This is a genomic window from Devosia sp. (assembly GCF_030689745.1).
GTDB classification, from domain to species: Bacteria; Pseudomonadota; Alphaproteobacteria; order Rhizobiales; family Devosiaceae; genus Devosia; species Devosia alba.
The window spans coordinates 1-18,884 of record NZ_JAUYGL010000102.1 but is presented as its reverse complement, the minus strand read 5'-3'; the positions used below and the strand labels follow the sequence as shown (position 1 = coordinate 18,884).

Below are 18,884 nucleotides of genomic sequence, written 5' to 3'. Positions count from 1 at the left end.
GCGCGGATGGTGGCGGCCGCCTTGACGCCGCCGTCTTCGGTCATTTCAAGAAGCACCTCCATGGTCACGGTGGATGCTCGATCTGAAAGCGGCCATCCGCCGGAATGACCGACAAGGGTTGGGCGCAGTCCACCCTTGTGCTTGGCCGGAACAAGCTGAGTGTTTTCGGGTCCGTGCATGTCCAGGAGAAGCCGCAAAACGTGGTACTCCCATGGTGGCCATCGACGGGTCACGCTTGCGCGCGGTGAACACGCACGAGAAGAACTATACCAAGGGCAAGCTGGGGCGACGCAAGGTCCATGTTGAGGAGAGCATCGCGCGCTATCTTGCCGCGCTTGAAGAAGAGACCGGCCCGGCTACGCCCCGGATCGAGCACCTGACCGAGAGACTGGCGTCGCTGCGCGGGCGTCTCGGGGAACTTGAGGAGATTGCCTATGGGTCAATGCCGCAACTGCCGCGTCCTGACTTCAAAAGTCCCCGGAGGCGCATTGAAGGCAGGTCAGGCCGGCCTCGCGCCAGAAGGCGACGACCGAGGAGCGATCGTCCACAACCAGCCAGGGTTCATATCCGTCTCTGCGGATACGCTGCAGCGCCATGGCTTTGGCATCAGGATCAGCCAGCGTGTCTTCGTCGCCTTGGCGCAGGTAAACCGCGTCAAACGGGATTTGAGCCTGATGCAACCACTCTTCCGTACGCTGCTGCCAGCCAACCGGCCGGCCCGAACAGATGACGATCCGCTCGCCCTGAGCCTTGAGGTGCCGCAGCAGCCGGACGATGGGGACGATCGGCAGGGCATCGGCCATGGCGTCGTGAAAGGCGTCCCAGTGTTTTTCAACGCCATGGACCAGATGACCGAGCCGATCAGCATCGAACGTGGCCAGCGTTCCGTCCACGTCGAAAATCACGCAATTCATGAAAATGTTCCTTCCGCAACGAGCGGATGTTCATGCCACTGGCCAGTGGCGTGAGTGTAGAGCAGTGGGGTGGTATTGGGCGCCGACGGACCCGTTGCGTCATACCCCGTAAGGGCACGGGCGGCCCGGATAACGCCGGAATGGGCCACGATGACGGGCAGATTTCCGCCTGCCAGGGTCATGCCTTGGCCAATCGCCGCTGCCATGCGCGTCAGGGTCGCCTGCCAGGCCTCGCCACCTTCAGGCGTAGAGGTCCGTAGCGGCAGGTCTGCAATGGGCCGGCCCTCGTAGATGCCCCAGTCGCGCTCGCGGAGATCGTCCACGACATAGGCGCTCAACGAAGGGAAGGCGAGCAATGCGGTGGCCCGGGCGCGAGCCTGTGGGCTCGTGAACAGCATGATTGGCTGGCCGAAGGACTTGCCCGCCAGCGCTCTTGCGGCCCGGCGCCCACATTCGGTCAGTTGCGCTTCCGTGCGGCCCGCAATGATCCCGTCGCGATTGGCGTCCGTTTCCCCGTGGCGAATAAGCGCAAAGGCGCGCTGGGGCAGGATCACAGCAGGGTTCTCCCGGCGAGCATCGCTGGGAAACCGGCCTGTTCGCCGTAGGCTGCCGGCTCGCGGCAGAAAAGTGGCGCAAAACACTTCGCGCCGAGCCGCGCCAGCATCAGTTTCTGGTCTCTCAGCGGGGGGTGTACGTTCCAGCGCGTGAAGAGGCCGCCTAGAGCAGCCACGTCACGGGCGTGAGCGGTCATATGCCCAGTAAAGAGCACGACGCCGCTTTGCCCAAGAGCGCCGCTGTCGCGCCAAGCCTGGACGGTCTTCCAGGCCATGCCGTCGTCGGCATTGGGCGTGTCACAGATCAGGAAGCGCGCCGATGGGTCGAACGGCTCTTCCAGAAGCGGAACGATCTTGTGCGCGCTTGGCGAAACGCCACCGGATTGCAGTCCGTCCAGCAGTGCAGCGCGGCAGGTGTCGTCCAGGGAAACCGTACCCCGGCTCATCAGGTGCAGCGCCAGTTCACCGGCCCGACCGGAGGGCGGCACTGGAAACAGCACCTGCACGGCCGGATCGAGCCGGTCAAGTGAGGCATCGAGCGCCGCCTTGCGCGCCGATTGCGGCACCGGGTCCAGGTGATAGGACGCGTCGATCAGGGCCGTTCCTGCCGGTGGAGGCATGTCGAAGGCGAACCACTCGGATTCTTCGGACCAGTCGCCCGAATAGAACAATGCTTCACTGCCCAGGGCGAAATGCAGCCACACGCCGCCAAGAGCATGTCCGTTGCGTCCCGTGGTTACGACGACACCATCGATTGTCACCTGTCCCCGCTCCGGGAGGAGGTGCAGATCTGCTCCGTTTGGAAGGACCCGCGCGGTTTGTGCCGTGGTGTGGATCGGAAGCCGGCCTGCAATCACGTGTTCTGCGCCGCCGATATGGTCGATGTGGTCATGGGTGATGAACACGGCATCTGCACCATCGAGCCATTCGACCTTGAAGGGCGATGTCGGCTCGGGGCCGAAGCCCACATCCAGCAGCCAGAGTTGGCGACCGGTCCATAGCCGAATGCAGGCGGGCCCCTTCTCGCCAAGACCGGACAGGACTTCAATCCAGGGTGCGGTGCCGCGTGTTTCCGTGGCCGGGCTCGGCGCCGGTTTATCAAGCATACTCGTCACCCTTGGCCGCCGCCAGGCCGGCGGGGTCGCAGAATGCCCAGGGGCTGTGCAAGGAAAGCCGTAGTTCTTCGCCGATACTGGCTCGCATGGGCGTATGGGCGATCAACGTCGCCCCCTGAGCTTGAAGGGATAGCCGGAAGCGACCGCCCTGGTAAGTGCAGGTGGAGACCCGCGCGGTGATCGGACCATCCGCATCGAGCCGCACCTGTTCGGGGCGAATGCAGATATGGGTGGGGGTCATGCCGTGACCGCGCGCTTCGATCTCCTGACCAAGCGCCTGAACGACCACCGTCCCGGCCGCCGGCGTCCCGGCGCGGTCCACTTTCACCACCGCACCGTCGCCAACGAAGCTGGCGACGAAGCAGTCCTGTGGCTGGTCGTAAAGGGCTTCGGGCGCCGCAAACTGCCGAATGCGGCCCTTTTCCATGACCGCCACGCGGTCGGCCAGGGCAAGTGCCTCGGTCTGGTCGTGAGTGACATAGACCATGGTGGCGCCGGTGCGCCGGTGGAAGGCCGCGAAGGCCTCCTGCATGGCGCCACGCAGGGCAAGATCAAGATTGGCCAGCGGCTCGTCCAGCAACACGGCCTGCGGGTCGGCAACCAGGCACCGAGCCAGTGCAACCCGCTGCCTCTGCCCGCCCGAAAGCTGGGCAGGGGCTCGATCGGCGAAGGTGGAGAGCCCCGTCAGTTCCAGCGCTTCGGCAACCCGGCGCTTGCGCTCGTCTGCGGCAAGGCCCCGCACCTCGAGTGGATAGGCAATGTTGCCCGCCACGCTTTTGTGCGGCCAGAGGGCGTAGGACTGAAAGACGATCCCGATATTGCGCTCTTCGGGCGGCACCAACGTGTTCCGGTCCGCGAGCACCCGCCCGCCAAGGGTCACACGGCCCCTGTCCGGGGATTCGAAGCCGGCAGTCAGACGCAACAAGGTCGTCTTGCCGCATCCAGACGGACCGAGCAGTGCCACAAACTCGCCTCTGGCGATTTCTGCGTCGATGCCGTCCAGGGCCGGAGTGCCGTCGTAGAGCTTGGAAACACTTGAGAAGGTCAACCCTGCCACGGCACGGTTCCTTTCGGTAAGCGGGAGGCAGAGAGCTGGACGATGGCCATCAGGGCGATCACCACCGCGACGATGGATGTAGCGAGGGCCGAAGCCATCACCGTGTCGCCGCTGTCCTCAAGGTTGAAGATGACCACGCCCAGGGTTTCCGTGCCGCCGGTCCAGAGTAGCGCCGAGACGGTCAGCTCGTTCACGGCGGTCAGGAAGACCAGGATGGCGCCTGCTGCCGCTGCCGGTGCCGAGAGAGGCAACACGATGTCGAAGAGACGGCGGCCCAATCGCGCGCCGGAGCTGGCGGCAGCCTCCTCCATCGCCGGATCGAGTTGGCCAATCGCTGCCTGGACCGGTCGAAGCATGACGACCAGGAAGCGGGAAAGGTAAGCGAGCAGGATGATGGTCAGCGTGCCATAAAGGGTGATGCCGAACGGCAGGCGCATGAAGGCGAGGATGCAGGAGATCGCCAGCACCACGCCGGGCAATGCATAGGGCAGGTCCACCAGCGCATCGATAGCGCGGGTCAGCCTTGTGGGGCGGCGGTTCATGAGCCAGGCCAGGGGAACGCTGACCGCCATCAGGATCACTGCGGCGGAGGTGGCGAGCAGCAGCGAATTGGCGTAGGCGCGGCGCGTGACGGGCTGGTTAAACAGCACTTCGACCCAAGCCTTCAAGGTTGCGGTGTCTGGAGTCAGCGGTACACCGTAAGCAGGAATCAGCGACGTCGATACAAGGGCCAGCAGCGGCACCACCAGGGTCAGGAAAATGAAACTCCAGAGGATGATCTCGACCAGTGGCCGTTTGCGTCCGAGCGAGAGAACCAGCGGCTGGGACGCCAGCCCGACTAGGCCATAGGCGCGACGTCTCAGGAACAGACGACCGGCAAGGACACCCGCAATGGCGACCACCCCGATCAAGAGCGCCAGCACGGCGACTTCCGCCAGCACGGATTGTCCCATGCCGACCAAGCGCTGATAGATCAATGTAGGCAATGTGGAATAGCGGGCTGGAATGCCGAGCATGGCCGGAATGCCAAAATTGCCCAGAGCGGTGACAAAGGTCATGGCCGCGCCCGCGGCAAGGCTCGGGAGACTGAGCGGCAGCACGATCTGCGCCCAGACACGCCAGCTTCGTGCGCCGGAAATGCGCGCGGCTTCCACCAGATCTCCGGGGATCATCCGCAGGCCGGCGCGCAGGATGAGGAAGATGATCGAGGCATGCTGGATGCCTAGAAGCAGCGAGATGCCCCAGGCTGAGTGAAGGGGCTGAGGGCTGCCCAGTGGCGGGGCAATTCCCAAGGTCTTGAGCAGCACCGAGGAGGGGCCGGTGGCCTGCATCCAGGCCAGCGCGGTGATCTGCGGCGGGATCATCATCGGGATCATGAGGCAGAAGACGAGCGCCGCCTTGGCGCGGATGTCGGTGAGCGCCACCATGAAAGCAAAGGCCGATGCGATGATGATCGACAACAGCGTGCCGGCACCAGCCGTAATCAGCGAGTGCTGCAACGCGGTCAGCGTGTTGGGGCGCCCAAGGACCTCGGTGGCATGGACAAGCGTCAGCTCGCTGCCGATGCCAAAACCCTCGCCCAGTAGGCGCAGCATAGGGCCCAGGGCGATCAGTGCGACCGGCAGCAGCAATAGGGAGATCAGCCGGTCCGGAGACCGGCTGATCTTATTTGCGGACGCGGCGATCATTGCACGCCAAAGATTTCCGAGAAGCGGGCCTTGTTCGCTTCGGTATCGGCGAGCGCCTTGGCGGCGTCGAATGCCATCAGCTTGAGGCTGTCGCGGGCGGGGAAGCCTTCGGGGCTTTCCATGCCGTTGCGGGCGGGAATGTAACCCATGTCGACGACCAGCTGCTGGCCTTCTTCGGACAGGACGAAGTCGACGAATTTCTGGGCCGCTTCCTTATTGGCGGCGCCTTCCATGATCGCCACCGGCTCGGTTACATAGGTGAGGCCTTCGGAGGGGAAGACGAAGTCGACGGGCGAACCTTCGGCCTTGGCCCGCAGGGCCATGTAGTCAACCAGAACGCCATAGGGCTTCTCACCCGCGGCAACGGCTGTGAACACGCCGCCATTACCACCCTGGGCGACGGTCTCGTTGGCGGCCAGTGCCTCGTAGTGCTCCCAGCCCAGCGCCGGATTATTGGTGAGGGCGGCGAGATGGATAAGGGCGGCGCCAGAATAGAGCGGCGAGGGCGAAGCGATCAAACCCTTGTATTCGGGCTTTTCGAGATCACCCCAGGAGGTCGGCACATCGGATGCTCCAGTGTTGTAGACGATGCCGGTGGTGATCAGCTTGGTGGAGTAGTAGTAGCCATCGGCGCTGTAGAGAGCCGGGTCATAGCTCTCGGCCTCGGGTGAAACATATGAGGCGAGCTTGCCTTCCTGCGCCATGCCCTCGAGCGTCACCGTGTCGGCAATCAGCAGCACGTCCGGCTGGGCGACGCCGGCGTCCATTTCGGCTGCCATGCGGGTCATCAACTGGGTGGTGCCATCGCGCACCCACTCCACGGTGATATTTGGGTTTTCCGCCCGGAACGCATCAACCGTCTTCTGGGCATCTTCGTTGGGCTGCGAAGTGTAGAGCCTAAGCGTTTCGGCCGAAGCAACGGCTGGCAACGAGAGCGAAAGCATCAGCGCAAGGGCAAGGCGGGACATCGTCATCTCCGAGAGAATTGTTTTCGAACGAAAGCTTCGCGCTGTCGTCGGTTGTGTCTCTACCTGCGGCTCATGACGATGAGGTGACGATTGCCTTGATCGGCAGAATTTATAGGCTTGGATGTTTCAAGGTGGCTGACTATGCTGACGGCTTTCAGAGCTTCGAACGAAAATGAAAAACTCGGATATCGCTCGCCGTCATGATCGCATTCTAAGCCTATTGGCCAGCCATGAATCGCTTTCGGCCTTAGCGCTGGCCGATCTATTGTCCGTTTCGGTGCAGACGATCCGCAGCGACCTGCGCATGCTGGACGAAGAAGGAGCGGTCAGGCGCCGCCACGGCGCCGCGCATCTGCTGACGCCTCGCGACAATATCGGCTATGAGCCTCGGCTGGAGGTGTCGCGAGATGAAAAGTCGAGAATCGGTGACGCGGTTGCCAACACTATTGCGCCGGGTGCGACCATCGCCCTGGGTACCGGCACGACGGTTGAGGCTTGCGCGCGGGCCCTGGCACACCACGAGGGTTTGACGGTATTCACCAACAGCATTCACGCGGTTCTTGCGCTGCATCTGGCGCCGAAGGTTTCCGTGTCGTTAGCCGGTGGAAATGTGCGGCTGCGGGATCTGGACTTCATCGGCTTAGAGAGCGTGGATTTCTTCGCTGGCCTGCGTCTCGACTACGCGGTCTTCAGCGTCGGAGGGCTCTCGCCTGCGGGAGACATGCTGGACTTCAACATGGCGGAAGTCCGCGCCAGACGCGCCATTTTCGACTGCGCGCGTCATCGCATCCTGGTTGTGGATCAATCCAAGATCGGGCGCCCTGCACCGCACGCATATGGCAAGCTCTGGGAGGCAGAAACCATCGTGTGCGGTCGTGAGCTTGCGGGAAACTTGCAAGATGAAATGAGGCTTGCTGGCCACACGACGATCAAAGTCTAAGGACGGCACCAGCCCTTATTGCTATTTGAAGATGGGTGCTAGTGCATCATCGCCCTGATTGGCGAGGCCATAATTACCAGAGCCGCTTCCGACCCATGCACGAACAGGAACGCGGCAGATGGACCAGCTTTTCGCCCAAACCTTGCACTTTGCCACGCGGACCATTGAGGTCGTCGGCGTTCTCGTAATCGTGGTCGGCATCGTGCGCGCGGGTTTCAACTATGTTCGTCACCCCTCGGCCAGAGATGCCTACCGCCAAGTTCGCTGCACACTCAGGCGCACCATCCTCCTCGGTCCTGAGCTCTCAGTGGCTACCGACATTGTCAACACGGTCACTATGGAGCCGTCTTGGGACAGCGCATTGGTGCTCGGCGGAGTCGTCTTGATCCGCACCTTCGACAAGCTCTCCGATGTGAGCCGCGGTGACCGGGAAAACCCGGCGGAAGCCTTGCTGCCGTTTTTGGAGCCGGCGACGGCTGGACGGGTGCGTGAGCATTTCATGCAGGTCGATCTCGACCTGCGGTTCGTCAATTGGGTGCTGCGCGGCAACCATCTCGACAAGGTGCCCAGGACCGTCCGCGACCGCTGCAAGGTCATTCAGATCCCGCCGCTGACGTCCAAGGATCTGGCCGCTGTGGCAGCCGCATGGTTGGGCCGGACATCATCCTGATGCCGGAGGGGAAGCGTCATGCCGAAGGTCAGCAGGCCTATGCTGCGGCCCTGGCAGAAAAGCTCCAGGCCAAAGCGCCCGGCCTCCCTGAGAAGATCCCCAGCACAGTCGCTTCCGACGCCGATCTCCACCTTGTGTCTGCAGAGTGGAGTGCATTGGCCAAATTGGTCGGGGCACGGGACCTGCAGCAGTCCATCCAGGATGAGCTGCCGCGGCTGCTGCTCTGGCTGCAGGCCATTGAGCGGCTGAACAACGCCACGGGACAGGACAAGGAAGTGACTGCCAAGGTGGTGGCGGCTTGTGCCGCGGCAGTTCTCACCTTCCGCACGGGAAAGCACTGTGCACCGGCCGCGGGGTTCAACGCCGATCGGCAGAGGGGTTACGACCTTGAGGCCAGCAAGTCTAGGACTTGAGCGACTGCCAATGCCGTCTGCGGGGTCAAATTTGGATCAGTATTCACATCATTGGGGTTCATCCCGGCTGCCGATGCCGGCCCAGTGCCGGATGGAGGCTCGCTCCCGAAATGCGAGTGACGGACGCTGCAGCCCGTGGGATTTAGGCCTCCGACTGGCCCGAGCAGGGGCCGAAATGCCTGGATTTACAAAGGAGGTGAATCCGCGCCCAGCGGTTTTTTTCTCTCGTTCTCGTCATCGGTGAAGAGCCTGGACCGGGTGAGGAAACGGCGCTCGGTGCCATTGTCGAGGCTAAACATTCCCCCGCGTCCCGGGATGGCGTCGATGATGAGTTGGGTATGCTGCCAATATTGGAATTGGCTTGGCGACATATAGAACGGCGCCCCACCGATCTCGCCCATCCTGACGTCCCGGTCGCCAAGGATGAAGTCGCCATCGGGGTAGCACATGGGCGACGAACCATCGCAGCACCCTCCCGACTGGTGAAACATCACCTTGCCATGGCGTTTTTCGATTTGGACGATCAGCTCAAGGGCGGCAGGGGTTGCCACCACGCGATCCACGTAGTCGGTCATGACCTTCTCCCAAAAGCGTCGCTCCGGTGGCCGCTCGCCTTGGGGGAGAGTTAGGGGTGGAGGTCAAGCCGCCCACCGGAATGAACTGGTGCGGCGAGGGCGACCAGCGGCGGCCCTCGCCTGACATCGACCGCCAAACCTAGAAAAAGCCCAGCTTCTTGGGCGAGTAGCTCACCAGCATGTTCTTGGTCTGCTGGTAATGGTCGAGCATCATCAGATGGTTCTCGCGGCCGATGCCGGATTGTTTGTAACCCCCGAAGGCCGCATGGGCCGGATAGGCATGGTAGCAATTGGTCCAGACGCGGCCGGCCTGGATGCCGCGGCCAAACCGATAGGCCCGATTGGCATCCCGGGTCCACACACCTGCTCCAAGGCCGTAGAGCGTGTCATTGGCAATTTCGAGGGCTTCGGCATCGTCCTTGAAGGTGGTCACCGAAACGACCGGCCCGAAGATCTCCTCCTGGAAAATGCGCATCTTATTATGGCCTTCAAAGACCGTTGGCTTGACGTAGTAGCCGCCCGCCAATTCGCCTTCGAGATTGTTGCGCTCGCCGCCGGTCAGGACCTTGGCGCCTTCCTGTTTGCCAATGTCGAAATAGCTTAGGATCTTTTCGAGCTGCTCACTCGACGCCTGCGCGCCGATCATGGTGCTCATCTCGAAGGGTGAGCCCTGTTTGATCGCTTCCACCCGCTTGATTGCTCGCTCCATGAACCGGTCATAGACCGACTCCTGGATCAGCGCGCGACTGGGGCAGGTACAGACCTCGCCCTGGTTGAGTGCAAACATGGCGAAGCCTTCAAGCGCTTTGTCGAAGAAGTCATCATCCTCGGCTAGCACGTCGGCAAAGAAGATATTGGGTGACTTGCCGCCCAGTTCCAGCGTCACCGGGATCAGGTTCTGGCTGGCATATTGCATGATCAGCCGCCCTGTCGTCGTCTCGCCGGTAAAGGCGATCTTGGCGATACGGTTGGAGCTGGCCAGCGGCTTGCCCGCTTCGAGCCCGAAGCCATTGACGATATTCAGGACGCCCGGCGGCAGGATGTCCTCGATCAACTCCATCAGGAATAGGATCGAGGCCGGCGTCTGCTCGGCTGGCTTCAGGACCACCGCATTGCCGGCAGCCAGCGCGGGCGCCAGCTTCCACACCGCCATCAGGATCGGGAAATTCCATGGGATGATCTGCCCGACCACGCCGAGCGGTTCGTGGAAATGGTAGGCGACCGTGTCGTTATCGATCTCGGAAATGCCGCCTTCCTGGGCCCGGATCGCCCCGGCGAAATAGCGGAAGTGATCGATCGCCAGGGGAATGTCGGCCGCAGTCGTCTCGCGGATCGGCTTGCCATTGTCCCAGGTTTCGGCCAGCGCGATTTCGTCCAGATGCTCCTCCATCCGGTCGGCGATCTTGTTGAGCATGACGGCACGCTGCGCCACCGAGGTCTTGCCCCAAGCCGGCGCCGCCTTGTGCGCCGCGTCTAACGCTTTCTCCATATCCGCGGCCTTTGAGCGCGCTACTTCGCAGATTACCTGACCGGTAACGGGCGAAGTATTTTCGAAGGTCTCGCCATCCAAGGCGTCCAACCATTGTCCGCCGATGTAATTGCCGTATTTGGGCTTGAACGGAGATTTGGTCCGCTGGCCCAGGAATTCCGGTTTGTTCATGGCATCCTCCCTTGTTTTTGTATGCCCGACATCTTGCAATTGCCATGCCAGCACCGGCTAAGCAGTTGATAAGAAGGCCGAACTATTCGTGACATGCAATGTGCTGGACGCATCGGGAGTTCGGATGCAACACTTTGCCACAACCAGAAGGGATGGCCGGTGCAACACCTGTTGCAAACCGCCACAACTGGGAGGAAACGAGCATGAACCTTGCGTCCAACGCGGCAATGTCTGTAGCGCGCGAAAAATTCTTCTCTGGCCATGCGTTACCCGAGGGGCTCGTCCCGGCGCCTATCCTGCGCTCGTGGCAGCGCTGCGCCGAACGGGGGCTCGATGCCGGCAGTACCATCCGCGCCGAGGCCATGAGCGCCTCCGAATTGCGCGTTCTGCACGAGCAGAACGAAACGCTTCGCCTACTCTCCCGATCCGAGCTGGTCTCCCTCCGCACCGAGGCCAGGCTGACCGACAGCGTCGTCATTCTTACCGACGCCAAGGGCCTCGTGCTGGATACCGCCGGCAGCCCCGAATTTGTCGGTCAGGCCGCCGCGGTTTCGCTCCGGCCCGGCGTCGCCTGGTCCGAAATGTCTACCGGGACCAATGCCATCGGCACTGCGCTTGCGGAGCGTCGCGCAATCGAGGTTCATGGCGCCGAGCACTTCTTCGAGCCGCACCGCATTCTGCATTGTACCGCCTCCCCCATCTTCGACCCCTATGGCAAACTTGCCGGTGTGCTCGATATGTCGGGCCACGCCTCGGCCGAGCACACCCACGCCATGGGTCTGGTTCGGCTCGCTGTGGAGCAGATCGAGCACCGCTTCTTCAATCGCCGCTTCGACGAGATGACAGTCGTCCGCTTTCATCGATCCGCCGACCTGCTGGGCACAGCTCGCGAGGGCATTCTCGTCTTCGACGGCCACAGGCTCATCGCCGGCAACCGCCGCGCCCTTCACCTCGTTGGGCTCGACCGCAAGGCATTGCGGCAATCCAGCCGTGAGGAAATCTTCGAAGGCGCCGGCCTGGTCATCGATCACGGCGAACTGCGCGCCCGCAATGGCGAACGCTATTTCGCCGCGGTGTCGCAACCCCGCTCCACACCCTTGCACATTGCGGGCACCCTGCCCCGTGTTACAAAGCCGAAGCGTAACGCGCCCTTCCTCACCCAACAGACGCGCACCGATCTCGCCAAGGCGATCCGCCTCGTCAATGCCCAAATCCCATTGCTGATCGCCGGAGAAACCGGCGCTGGCAAAGAAGTATTCGCCCGTCACCTGCACGCCCAAACCATCCGCGCCGGCAAGCCCTTCATCGCCATCAACTGCGCTGCCCTCCCCGAATCCCTGATCGAGGCCGAGCTGTTCGGCTACGAATCCGGCGCCTTCACCGGCGCGAAGAAATCCGGTGCAAAAGGTCTCGTACAGCAAGCCGAAGGCGGCATTCTATTTCTCGACGAGATCGGGGACATGCCGCTGCTGCTGCAATCCCGCCTGCTCCGTGTGCTGCAGGACAAGGAAGTCGCGCCACTCGGCGGGGGTAAGCCGCAAATGGCCGATTTCGTGCCCATCTGCGCCACCAACCGCAATCTGAACGCCATGGTCGATGCTGGCACTTTCCGCGCCGATCTCTATTTCCGCATTGCCCAATATACCATCGCCCTGCCATCTCTGGCAGATATGCCCGACCGGCGTGATCTGGTCGAGACGCTATGGTCCCAATTTGCTGAACAGCATAGACCGCTGACCCCAGAGGTGCGCGACCAGTTAGCGGACCATCATTGGCCAGGAAATTTCCGAGAGCTGGTCGGCTGCCTGCGGTCCATCGCGGCGCTGCATGATCCGGACGAGCCGGTTTTGGCCTCGGCTCTTCCGCGTTCCGGCCATCCGGTTGATGCGCCTGCATCTGCGATCAATGGCGACCTAGGGTCGCTGACGGACATGGCGATGCGGAGGGCCGTCGAGCAACATAGAGGAAACCTGTCCGCCGCAGCTCGTGCCCTGGGCGTTGACCGCTCCACTCTTTATCGCCGCTTCGTTTGGAGGGACGGTCGACCCTAGCAAAACGGATCGGCTCTCAAAGTGCTCGCTAACTGAGGCCGCTTCTGGCTGGGATAGAACGTGACCTCTAGGGGGACATGGCGACCTTGGTAAGTCTCGCCGCGGGCCATGATCGCCCAGACCACGCGAGCCATTTTGTTGGCCATGGCTACACTGGCCACGCACGCCGGCTTTCTGGCAATCAACGCCAAGAGGTGAGGGTCTGCCGCCTCGGGCTTGTGCCTGGCTCGGCGGATCAGTGAGGTTGCACCTATCACCAGGAGCTTTCTCAGAAAGTCATGTTTTGGTGCGACAGGACGACGCCGGGCCCAGGGCGGACGCAGCGTCCCTCCAGGAACCGCTCCCGAACTGTCTTGACGCCCCTACGGGCCATTCCCTGCCAATGGGCAGAGCGGCCGCTGCAGTTGAGCCCGAAAACCGGGCGGACAAACTGCCGGGAGAATCATCTGCAGACGCTCCCGTCCCGCAGCAGACAAAGTCCCTCGATCATTCTGCGGCGCCGAGAGGTTGAATTTTTATTGTTACGCGCGATCTTGGTTTGGGTCCGATGGGCGCCCGCGCCATTTTCAGGAATTCCATGCGCCTTACACAATTCACTGACTATGCACTACGACTGCTCATCTATGCGGCGGCATACTCTGATCGTCTGGTCACAATCGAGGAGACGGCCGCGGTCTATGGGATCTCGCGGAACCACCTGATGAAGGTTGCCAACCTGCTTACCCGACATGACTTCTTGAGGGCGGTCAGGGGCCGCACCGGAGGGTTTATGCTGGCCCGAGCGCCAGAATCCATCGGCTTGGGCCATGTAGTTCGCTCAACCGAACCAGACTTTTCCATAGTGGAATGCTTCCGGGACACCTATCAGTGTAGCCTCACACCAAGCTGCCGGCTCAAGGGAATTCTCGGCACGGCGCTGGCAGCTTTCCTCAACGAGATGGACCGGCACACACTCGCCGATCTCGTGCTAGACCCGGCCCAGTTCGGCATTGAACGCCCCGCAGCCTGACCAAACATACCGCGCGTTGAGGTGCGACTCGCCAACCGCTGCTGGCCCAGGAGACCCACATTGTTAACGACCGTGTCGACTGCGAAGTCGAGGTGCCGGTGTCCCCGAAGCGCATCGCCACTGTGCCGCTCCCCCACGATAATCAAACTACGCGGGCGGTCTTCTTAACTGAAGGCGCGTCGCCGGTTGGAAGGCGGCATAGCGGCGATAGCGTTTACTGAACTCTCGCACAAATGCGTAGATGTTGGAGGCCCGGAACTGGACCGAAGAGGCAGAGGGCGGACATGACAATGTCACCCGCTCCAGAGACCCTGAATAGAGGAACAAGGACTGGGAGCCTCGATATCCCGGTCATCAATGACCTCGCGGTCACATCAGGCGTCACCAACCAACAAATCCGCTGCAGTCAGCCACCAATTTTGGCGCCAGCTTGCCGCTCCGATCCCGTCAGCTGTTGGGTCGATATGCGGCCACAACGAGCGGATCCACGTCTATCCGCCCCGCGCCGATCAGGTCGAGACAATAGGGAACGGCGGGGAATACGGTCTGCAGACACAGATTGATGGCACCGGGACTACCCGGAAGGTTGATGATCAACGTCTTGCCTCGGACATAGGCCGACTGCCGAGACAGTATGGCAGTGGGCACCTGCTGGAAGCTGACGCGCCGCATCAATTCGCCGAACCCGGGCAGTTCCTTGCTTGATACCGCCTGCATGACCTCGGGCGTCAGATCGCGCGGACTGGGCCCGGTGCCACCCGTGGTCAATATCAGGTCAACCTGCAACTCGTCACAGAGCCGGACCACGCAGTCCCGCACCGACTCCAGCCCGTCCGGCACCGTCTCGCGCACCACATCATAGGGCGAGGAAATCGCCGTTTTCAGCCAAAGCGCGATGGCCGGGCCGCTTTTGTCCGCGTATTCACCCCGACTGGCCCGGTCGGAAATCGTCACAACGCCAATCTGCATCTTGCTATCCACCCAATGCTGACATGGTGCGGGTGACCCCGGAAACACTGGTGTCGGCAATGGCGAAGCTGTGCCGCTCCGGCTTCGCCGCCACCGCCTGGCGGATCAATCCCTCGACCTCGATATTGCTTTCCGAGCCGCGCAGGGCCGCGCGCAGATCAACAGAGCCCTCCTGCCCCATGCAGGTAAACAGCTGGCCGGCACTACTGACCCGCGCCCGATTGCAGCTGTGGCAGAAATTGCACGACATTGGCGTGATCAACCCCAACCGACCGCCGGTCTCGGCCACCCGCAGATAGCGGGCCGGCCCACCGGTCGCATCGGCCAGTGGCGACAATGTCCAGCGCGTTTCGAGGTCCTGGCGCAATTGTCCCAGCGGCAGATATGTGTTGGCCCGATCGAAGCCTGCCAGGCCAAGCGGCATTTCCTCGATCAGCGTCAAGTCCATGTGCCGGCCATGGGCAAAGCGGATCAGGGCATCAACTTCACGCTCAAAACTGCCGCGCATGGCAACAGCATTGAGTTTGACATGCAGGCCCGCGGCCAATGCCGCCTCGATCCCCGCCAACACCCGTTCGATCTGCCCGCCCCGGGTAATCTGCCGATAGCGCCCGGCATCCAGCGTGTCGAGCGAGACATTGACCCGCCTGACGCCAGCAGATGCCAGCATGGTGGCATGCTGGGCCAACTGGGTGCCATTGGTGGTCAACACCACTTCATCCAGATCGTCATTGCCGAGATGGCGGGACAGCGCATTGAACAAATGCCCGATGCCCTTGCGTACCAGCGGCTCGCCGCCGGTAATCCGGATCTTGCGCACGCCGAGGCCGATAAAGACCGTGCTGAGCCGGTAAAGCTCCTCCAGCGACAGCAGCTCACGACGGGGCAGAAAGGTCATGTCCTCGGACATGCAATAGGTGCAGCGTAGATCGCACCGGTCGGTCACCGACAGGCGCAGATAGGTGACCTGCCGGCCAAAACGATCAACCAGCGGCCCAGCTCCCTCATAGGTCATGCGCTATGCCTTTACTGAACCAGCGGCCCGTCGGCAGCATTCATGTTGATCCCGGTGATGTCAGCCTTGCTGGCAAGAATGCTGACATATTGCGCCACGGCCCGGCTCCAGCTCGATGCTTCCAGCCAGGCAGCAATCCGGGGCTCGACCATGCCGAACGGCAATTGCTTGCCTTCAACGATGCGCTCGAGACGGATGATATGATAGCCAAACTGGCTGGCGACCGGGGTGGGGGCCAGTTGCCCGGGCTCAAGGGTGAACAGGGCAGCCTCGAATTCGGGCACGGTTGATCCCTTGGTCAACTGGCCCAGACTGCCCCCCTGCCCCTTTGACGGACAGGCGGAAAATTCAAGGGCCAGTTCGGCAAAGCGCCCTGGCGCCTCGGCCAAAATGCCCAGCACGGCTTCGGCCTGGCTCTTGGCCTGTTGCCGCTTTTCGGGCGCAGACTCGGGCGCCGCAAACAGGATGTGGCGGGCTTCATAGAGCGTTTCCGAGCAGAATTTGCGGGGGTTGGCGTCGTAAAACCGACGACACGCTTCGGTATCGGCACTCGGGGTATGGACCTCTGCATCGAGCAGGCCGCGGATGGCCGCCTCTTCATCGGTTTCGCGCTTGCCGATCGCAACGCTTTCGGGCGTCACCACAATGCCTTTTGCAGCCGCTTCGTTCACCAGCAGCGCCCGCACTACAAGGGCCCGCGCAGCGGCATCGAACGCGGCCGCAGGCGATGATGCGGGATGATGCTGGGCCTCGTCACGGATGGCGTCTTCGGTGATTTCAACGCCGCCAACCCAGATCTTCGCATGTGGCTTGGCGGCAGGCCGAGGCGGCACTTTCACCTTTCCGGTGGGCACGACGGTGTTTGTCAGATCAAAAAGTGTTGTCATGAGTGCTACTCCGCCGGATTGCGACGTTTGGTGCGGACGATCTGATAGCCTGGCCGCCAGAAATAGCGGATCGGGACACTCAGCATGTGCACAAGCCGGGTGAAGGGGAAGAGAACAAAGATCGTCAGACCCAGCGTGATGTGTGCCTTGAAAATCAGGTTGGCATCAGCGACGTAGCTTGCGGCGTCCGGATTGAAGGTGAAAATGCCCTGCGCCCAGGACATGAACTTGACCATTTCGTACCCGTCCAGATGCTGCAGGGATATCGAGATGGTACCAAGCCCAAGCGCCAGCTGAACCCACAGGATGACGATGATCATGTTGTCGGCAAAGCTGGACGAGGCGCGGATGCGGGCGTCAAAGAACCGGCGATGGATCAGCAATGTCGCTCCGACAATGCCGGCGATCCCGGCGACGCCGCCAAGAATGATCGCCACCATCTGCTTGGCGCCATGGCTGACCCCCAGCAGGTCCCAGACCCAGATCGGCGTCAGCAGACCCACCACATGGCCACCGAAGATAGCCAGCACGCCGAGATGAAACAGCAGGGAGCCGGCAACCAGTTGCTTGCGCCGCAACAGCTGGCTTGAGCCGGAGCGCCAGGTATAGGGTTCGCGATCATAGCGGATCACCGAGCCCAGCACCAAGACCGTCAGGGCGATGTAGGGATAGATGCCGAAAACAAAGCCATTGAGAAATTCGGTCATGTTACTGTTCTCCCCTGGTCTCGGGTTGCTCCGGCGGGCGTTGGGCGGCGCGCAACTGGGTGCGCAGGCGGTCCGGCCCGCAGGCGGCCCCCTTGCCGGCCATGAAGGTCACGGCTTCCTCTTCCCAGATGTCATCCAGCGCCTGCAGATCGTGCGGATCGTCTTCGGGCTGTTGCCGCAGTTCGGCGACGATGGCCGCATCTGCCTTGCCGCCCGCGATCGCCTCCAGCACCAGCATGGCATTGGCATAGATCGAGCCGCGCGCTTGTAGCCGCTCCCGCAGAATGGTGTAGATGTGCAGCGTCTGGCCGAGCAGATTGTGGGTCTCCTCGGCCGACTGGGTCGAGAGATATTCAAGAAACAGCGGCAGGTAATCGGGCAGTTCACGGGCGTCGATTTCAAAGCCCTGCGCTTCATACATCGCCGCCAGATCAACCATGGCCTGGCCGCGATCGCGGCTTTCACCATGCACATGCTCAAACAGATGCAGCGACAAGGTCCGCGTCCGGTCAAACAGGAGCACGTAGCGCTCCTCGGCATCATAAAGATCGCGGCCGCAAATATCGTCGATCAGCGCGCCCAGCCAGAGCCGGCTGCGTGCATCAATGCTCGTATCAGCAGCCAGGGCTGCATGCAGTTCCTCGCCGGCTGCCAGCAAATCCTTGCTGGGATAGGACAACAGGACCGAGAGTAGCTTGAGTGCATTGGTCATTTGCCCAGATCTCCGTTGATGAAGGCTGTTGGCGTCTGCACCGTGCGCGGCCGCTTGGCGCCGAAGAGATCGGCGTCCGATGTACCGCCCGAGCAGCCATTGCCGAACGAGAAACCGCAGGAGCCGCGCAGGTCATAGGCATCCTCGCCAATCTCGCGATGGCTGGTGGGGATGACGAAGCGGTCTTCGTAATCGGCGATGGCCATATAGCGATACATCTCGTCGATTATCGCACTGGTCAGCCCGACCCTTTCGGCGATGTTCTCGTCGATCACGCCATCCACGGTTTTCGAGCGCATATAGGCGCGCATGGCGAGCATGCGTTCGAGCGCCGTGATCACCGGCGCGTCATTGCCCGCTGTCAGCAGGTTGGAGAGATAGCGGACAGGAATGCGCATGGATTTGACGTCGGGCAGGCCACCATCCCAGCCGATCTTGCCGGCTTCGGCAGCGGACTGCAGCGGCGAGAGCGGCGGCACATACCAGACCATCGGCAAGGTGCGGTATTCAGGATGCAGCGGGAAAGCCACCTTCCATTCCATGGCCATCTTGTAGACTGGCGACTGCCTTGCCGCCTTCAGCCAATCCTCGGGGATGCCCTGCTTGCGCGCTTCGGCAATGATTTCAGGATCATTGGGGTCCAGGAACACCGAGAGCTGGGCGTCGTACAGGTCCTTTTCGTCGGGTGTCGATGCGGCCTCCTCAATGCGATCTGCATCATAGAGCAACACGCCAAGATAGCGGATGCGGCCGACACAGGTCTCCGAACACACGGTCGGCAAACCGGCCTCGATGCGCGGATAGCAGAAGGTGCATTTCTCGGATTTTCCGGACGACCAGTTGTAGTAGATCTTCTTGTAGGGGCAGCCGGAGACGCACATGCGCCAACCGCGACACTTCTCCTGGTCGATGAGAACGATGCCATCATCCTCACGCTTGTAGATGGCCCCGGAAGGACAGGCGGCAACGCAGGTTGGATT

19 protein-coding genes and 1 pseudogene are annotated in these 18,884 nt (G+C 62.0%); 5 read left to right on the top strand and 15 right to left on the bottom strand.

Annotation, left to right across the window (positions count from 1 at the left end; translation table 11 throughout):
- Nucleotides 1–467: 467 nt before the first annotated feature.
- From Q8O80_RS08590 to Q8O80_RS08565, 6 genes are read right to left on the bottom strand one after another with little or no spacing between them, the layout of a single operon-like run.
- Nucleotides 468–914 (bottom strand): HAD family acid phosphatase, encoded by a 447-nt coding sequence (locus tag Q8O80_RS08590; RefSeq protein WP_305578956.1) that lies wholly within the window; start codon nt 912–914, stop codon nt 468–470.
- Nucleotides 911–1,468, bottom strand: coding sequence for a histidine phosphatase family protein (locus Q8O80_RS08585; RefSeq protein WP_305578954.1), 558 nt, complete (start codon nt 1,466–1,468; stop codon nt 911–913). Before Q8O80_RS08585 ends, Q8O80_RS08590 begins: the two co-directional genes overlap by 4 nt.
- The gene (locus Q8O80_RS08580) at nt 1,465–2,574 is read right to left on the bottom strand and encodes an MBL fold metallo-hydrolase (RefSeq protein WP_305578952.1); all 1,110 of its coding nucleotides are present in this window, start codon (nt 2,572–2,574) and stop codon (nt 1,465–1,467) included. The genes Q8O80_RS08585 and Q8O80_RS08580 overlap by 4 nt, the downstream gene beginning before the upstream one ends.
- A complete protein-coding gene (locus tag Q8O80_RS08575) occupies nt 2,567–3,640 on the bottom strand; it encodes an ABC transporter ATP-binding protein (protein WP_305578950.1) in 1,074 nt (357 codons plus the stop codon). Before Q8O80_RS08575 ends, Q8O80_RS08580 begins: the two co-directional genes overlap by 8 nt.
- Nucleotides 3,628–5,271: an iron ABC transporter permease gene (locus tag Q8O80_RS08570; protein ID WP_305578948.1), complete on the bottom strand. Its 1,644-nt coding sequence runs from the start codon at nt 5,269–5,271 to the stop codon at nt 3,628–3,630. The genes Q8O80_RS08575 and Q8O80_RS08570 overlap by 13 nt, the downstream gene beginning before the upstream one ends.
- A gap of 53 nt (nt 5,272–5,324) precedes the next feature.
- Entirely contained in the window at nt 5,325–6,296 is a 972-nt protein-coding gene (locus Q8O80_RS08565) for an ABC transporter substrate-binding protein (RefSeq protein WP_305578946.1), read from the bottom strand.
- Between the two features lie 172 nt (nt 6,297–6,468).
- On the opposite strand from Q8O80_RS08565, the gene Q8O80_RS08560 reads away from it, so the two are divergent.
- The 3 genes from Q8O80_RS08560 to Q8O80_RS08550 all read left to right on the top strand — a co-directional run bounded on the left by Q8O80_RS08560 (nt 6,469) and on the right by Q8O80_RS08550 (nt 8,319).
- Nucleotides 6,469–7,236: a DeoR/GlpR family DNA-binding transcription regulator gene (locus Q8O80_RS08560; RefSeq protein ID WP_305578944.1), complete on the top strand. Its 768-nt coding sequence runs from the start codon at nt 6,469–6,471 to the stop codon at nt 7,234–7,236.
- Nucleotides 7,237–7,354: 118 nt separating this feature from the next.
- On the top strand, nt 7,355–7,906 hold the full coding sequence (locus tag Q8O80_RS08555; protein WP_305578942.1) for a DUF1622 domain-containing protein: 552 nt from the start codon (nt 7,355–7,357) through the stop codon (nt 7,904–7,906).
- Nucleotides 7,882–8,319 carry a hypothetical protein gene (locus tag Q8O80_RS08550; RefSeq protein WP_305578940.1) on the top strand — a complete coding sequence of 146 codons (438 nt, stop codon included), beginning with the start codon at nt 7,882–7,884 and terminating at the stop codon, nt 8,317–8,319. The genes Q8O80_RS08555 and Q8O80_RS08550 overlap by 25 nt, the downstream gene beginning before the upstream one ends.
- 185 nt (nt 8,320–8,504) lie before the next feature.
- On the opposite strand, the gene Q8O80_RS08545 is transcribed toward Q8O80_RS08550, so the two are convergent.
- Entirely contained in the window at nt 8,505–8,894 is a 390-nt protein-coding gene (locus Q8O80_RS08545; protein WP_305578938.1) for a DUF779 domain-containing protein, read from the bottom strand.
- 139 nt (nt 8,895–9,033) lie between these two features.
- Nucleotides 9,034–10,554: an aldehyde dehydrogenase gene (gene adh / locus Q8O80_RS08540; RefSeq protein WP_305578936.1), complete on the bottom strand. Its 1,521-nt coding sequence runs from the start codon at nt 10,552–10,554 to the stop codon at nt 9,034–9,036.
- 152 nt (nt 10,555–10,706) lie between these two features.
- On the opposite strand from adh, the gene Q8O80_RS08535 reads away from it, so the two are divergent.
- Nucleotides 10,707–12,605 carry a sigma-54-dependent Fis family transcriptional regulator gene (locus Q8O80_RS08535; protein ID WP_305578934.1) on the top strand — a complete coding sequence of 633 codons (1,899 nt, stop codon included), beginning with the start codon at nt 10,707–10,709 and terminating at the stop codon, nt 12,603–12,605.
- Nucleotides 12,606–12,691: 86 nt separating this feature from the next.
- Here Q8O80_RS08535 and Q8O80_RS08530 read toward each other — a convergent pair.
- A pseudogene (locus tag Q8O80_RS08530) lies at nt 12,692–12,880 on the bottom strand (IS110 family transposase); the annotation flags it as partial.
- Nucleotides 12,881–13,182: 302 nt separating this feature from the next.
- On the opposite strand from Q8O80_RS08530, the gene Q8O80_RS08525 reads away from it, so the two are divergent.
- The gene (locus Q8O80_RS08525) at nt 13,183–13,614 is read left to right on the top strand and encodes an Rrf2 family transcriptional regulator (protein ID WP_305578984.1); all 432 of its coding nucleotides are present in this window, start codon (nt 13,183–13,185) and stop codon (nt 13,612–13,614) included.
- Nucleotides 13,615–14,061: 447 nt separating this feature from the next.
- Here the strand turns inward: Q8O80_RS08525 and mog are convergent, their stop codons facing one another.
- From mog to narH, 6 genes are all read right to left on the bottom strand, one after another.
- Nucleotides 14,062–14,583 (bottom strand): molybdopterin adenylyltransferase, encoded by a 522-nt coding sequence (gene mog / locus Q8O80_RS08520; RefSeq protein WP_305578932.1) that lies wholly within the window; start codon nt 14,581–14,583, stop codon nt 14,062–14,064.
- A gap of 4 nt (nt 14,584–14,587) precedes the next feature.
- Entirely contained in the window at nt 14,588–15,598 is a 1,011-nt protein-coding gene (gene moaA / locus Q8O80_RS08515; protein ID WP_305578930.1) for a GTP 3',8-cyclase MoaA, read from the bottom strand.
- A gap of 11 nt (nt 15,599–15,609) precedes the next feature.
- Nucleotides 15,610–16,485, bottom strand: coding sequence for a peptidylprolyl isomerase (locus tag Q8O80_RS08510; RefSeq protein WP_305578928.1), 876 nt, complete (start codon nt 16,483–16,485; stop codon nt 15,610–15,612).
- A 5-nt stretch (nt 16,486–16,490) separates the two neighbouring features.
- Complete coding sequence (gene narI, locus Q8O80_RS08505) at nt 16,491–17,192, bottom strand: respiratory nitrate reductase subunit gamma (protein ID WP_305578926.1); 702 nt, start codon at nt 17,190–17,192, stop codon at nt 16,491–16,493.
- Nucleotide 17,193: 1 nt separating this feature from the next.
- A complete protein-coding gene (gene narJ / locus Q8O80_RS08500) occupies nt 17,194–17,904 on the bottom strand; it encodes a nitrate reductase molybdenum cofactor assembly chaperone (RefSeq protein ID WP_305578924.1) in 711 nt (236 codons plus the stop codon).
- Nucleotides 17,901–18,884, bottom strand: a 984-nt coding sequence (gene narH / locus Q8O80_RS08495; RefSeq protein WP_305578922.1) for a nitrate reductase subunit beta, incomplete at its 5' end; no start/stop codon positions are given. The genes narH and narJ, both read right to left, overlap by 4 nt.

Coding starts and splice junctions, on each gene's coding strand:
- Q8O80_RS08590 (WP_305578956.1), bottom strand. CDS start 914: ATGAATTGCGTGATTTTCGACGTGGACGGAACGCTGGCCACGTTCGAT.
- Q8O80_RS08580 (WP_305578952.1), bottom strand. CDS start 2,574: ATGCTTGATAAACCGGCGCCGAGCCCGGCCACGGAAACACGCGGCACC.
- Q8O80_RS08565 (WP_305578946.1), bottom strand. CDS start 6,296: ATGTCCCGCCTTGCCCTTGCGCTGATGCTTTCGCTCTCGTTGCCAGCC.
- Q8O80_RS08560 (WP_305578944.1), top strand. CDS start 6,469: ATGAAAAACTCGGATATCGCTCGCCGTCATGATCGCATTCTAAGCCTA.
- Q8O80_RS08555 (WP_305578942.1), top strand. CDS start 7,355: ATGGACCAGCTTTTCGCCCAAACCTTGCACTTTGCCACGCGGACCATT.
- Q8O80_RS08550 (WP_305578940.1), top strand. CDS start 7,882: ATGGTTGGGCCGGACATCATCCTGATGCCGGAGGGGAAGCGTCATGCC.
- Q8O80_RS08545 (WP_305578938.1), bottom strand. CDS start 8,894: ATGACCGACTACGTGGATCGCGTGGTGGCAACCCCTGCCGCCCTTGAG.
- adh (WP_305578936.1), bottom strand. CDS start 10,554: ATGAACAAACCGGAATTCCTGGGCCAGCGGACCAAATCTCCGTTCAAG.
- Q8O80_RS08535 (WP_305578934.1), top strand. CDS start 10,707: ATGGCCGGTGCAACACCTGTTGCAAACCGCCACAACTGGGAGGAAACG.
- Q8O80_RS08525 (WP_305578984.1), top strand. CDS start 13,183: ATGCGCCTTACACAATTCACTGACTATGCACTACGACTGCTCATCTAT.
- mog (WP_305578932.1), bottom strand. CDS start 14,583: ATGCAGATTGGCGTTGTGACGATTTCCGACCGGGCCAGTCGGGGTGAA.
- moaA (WP_305578930.1), bottom strand. CDS start 15,598: ATGACCTATGAGGGAGCTGGGCCGCTGGTTGATCGTTTTGGCCGGCAG.
- Q8O80_RS08510 (WP_305578928.1), bottom strand. CDS start 16,485: ATGACAACACTTTTTGATCTGACAAACACCGTCGTGCCCACCGGAAAG.
- narI (WP_305578926.1), bottom strand. CDS start 17,192: ATGACCGAATTTCTCAATGGCTTTGTTTTCGGCATCTATCCCTACATC.
- narJ (WP_305578924.1), bottom strand. CDS start 17,904: ATGACCAATGCACTCAAGCTACTCTCGGTCCTGTTGTCCTATCCCAGC.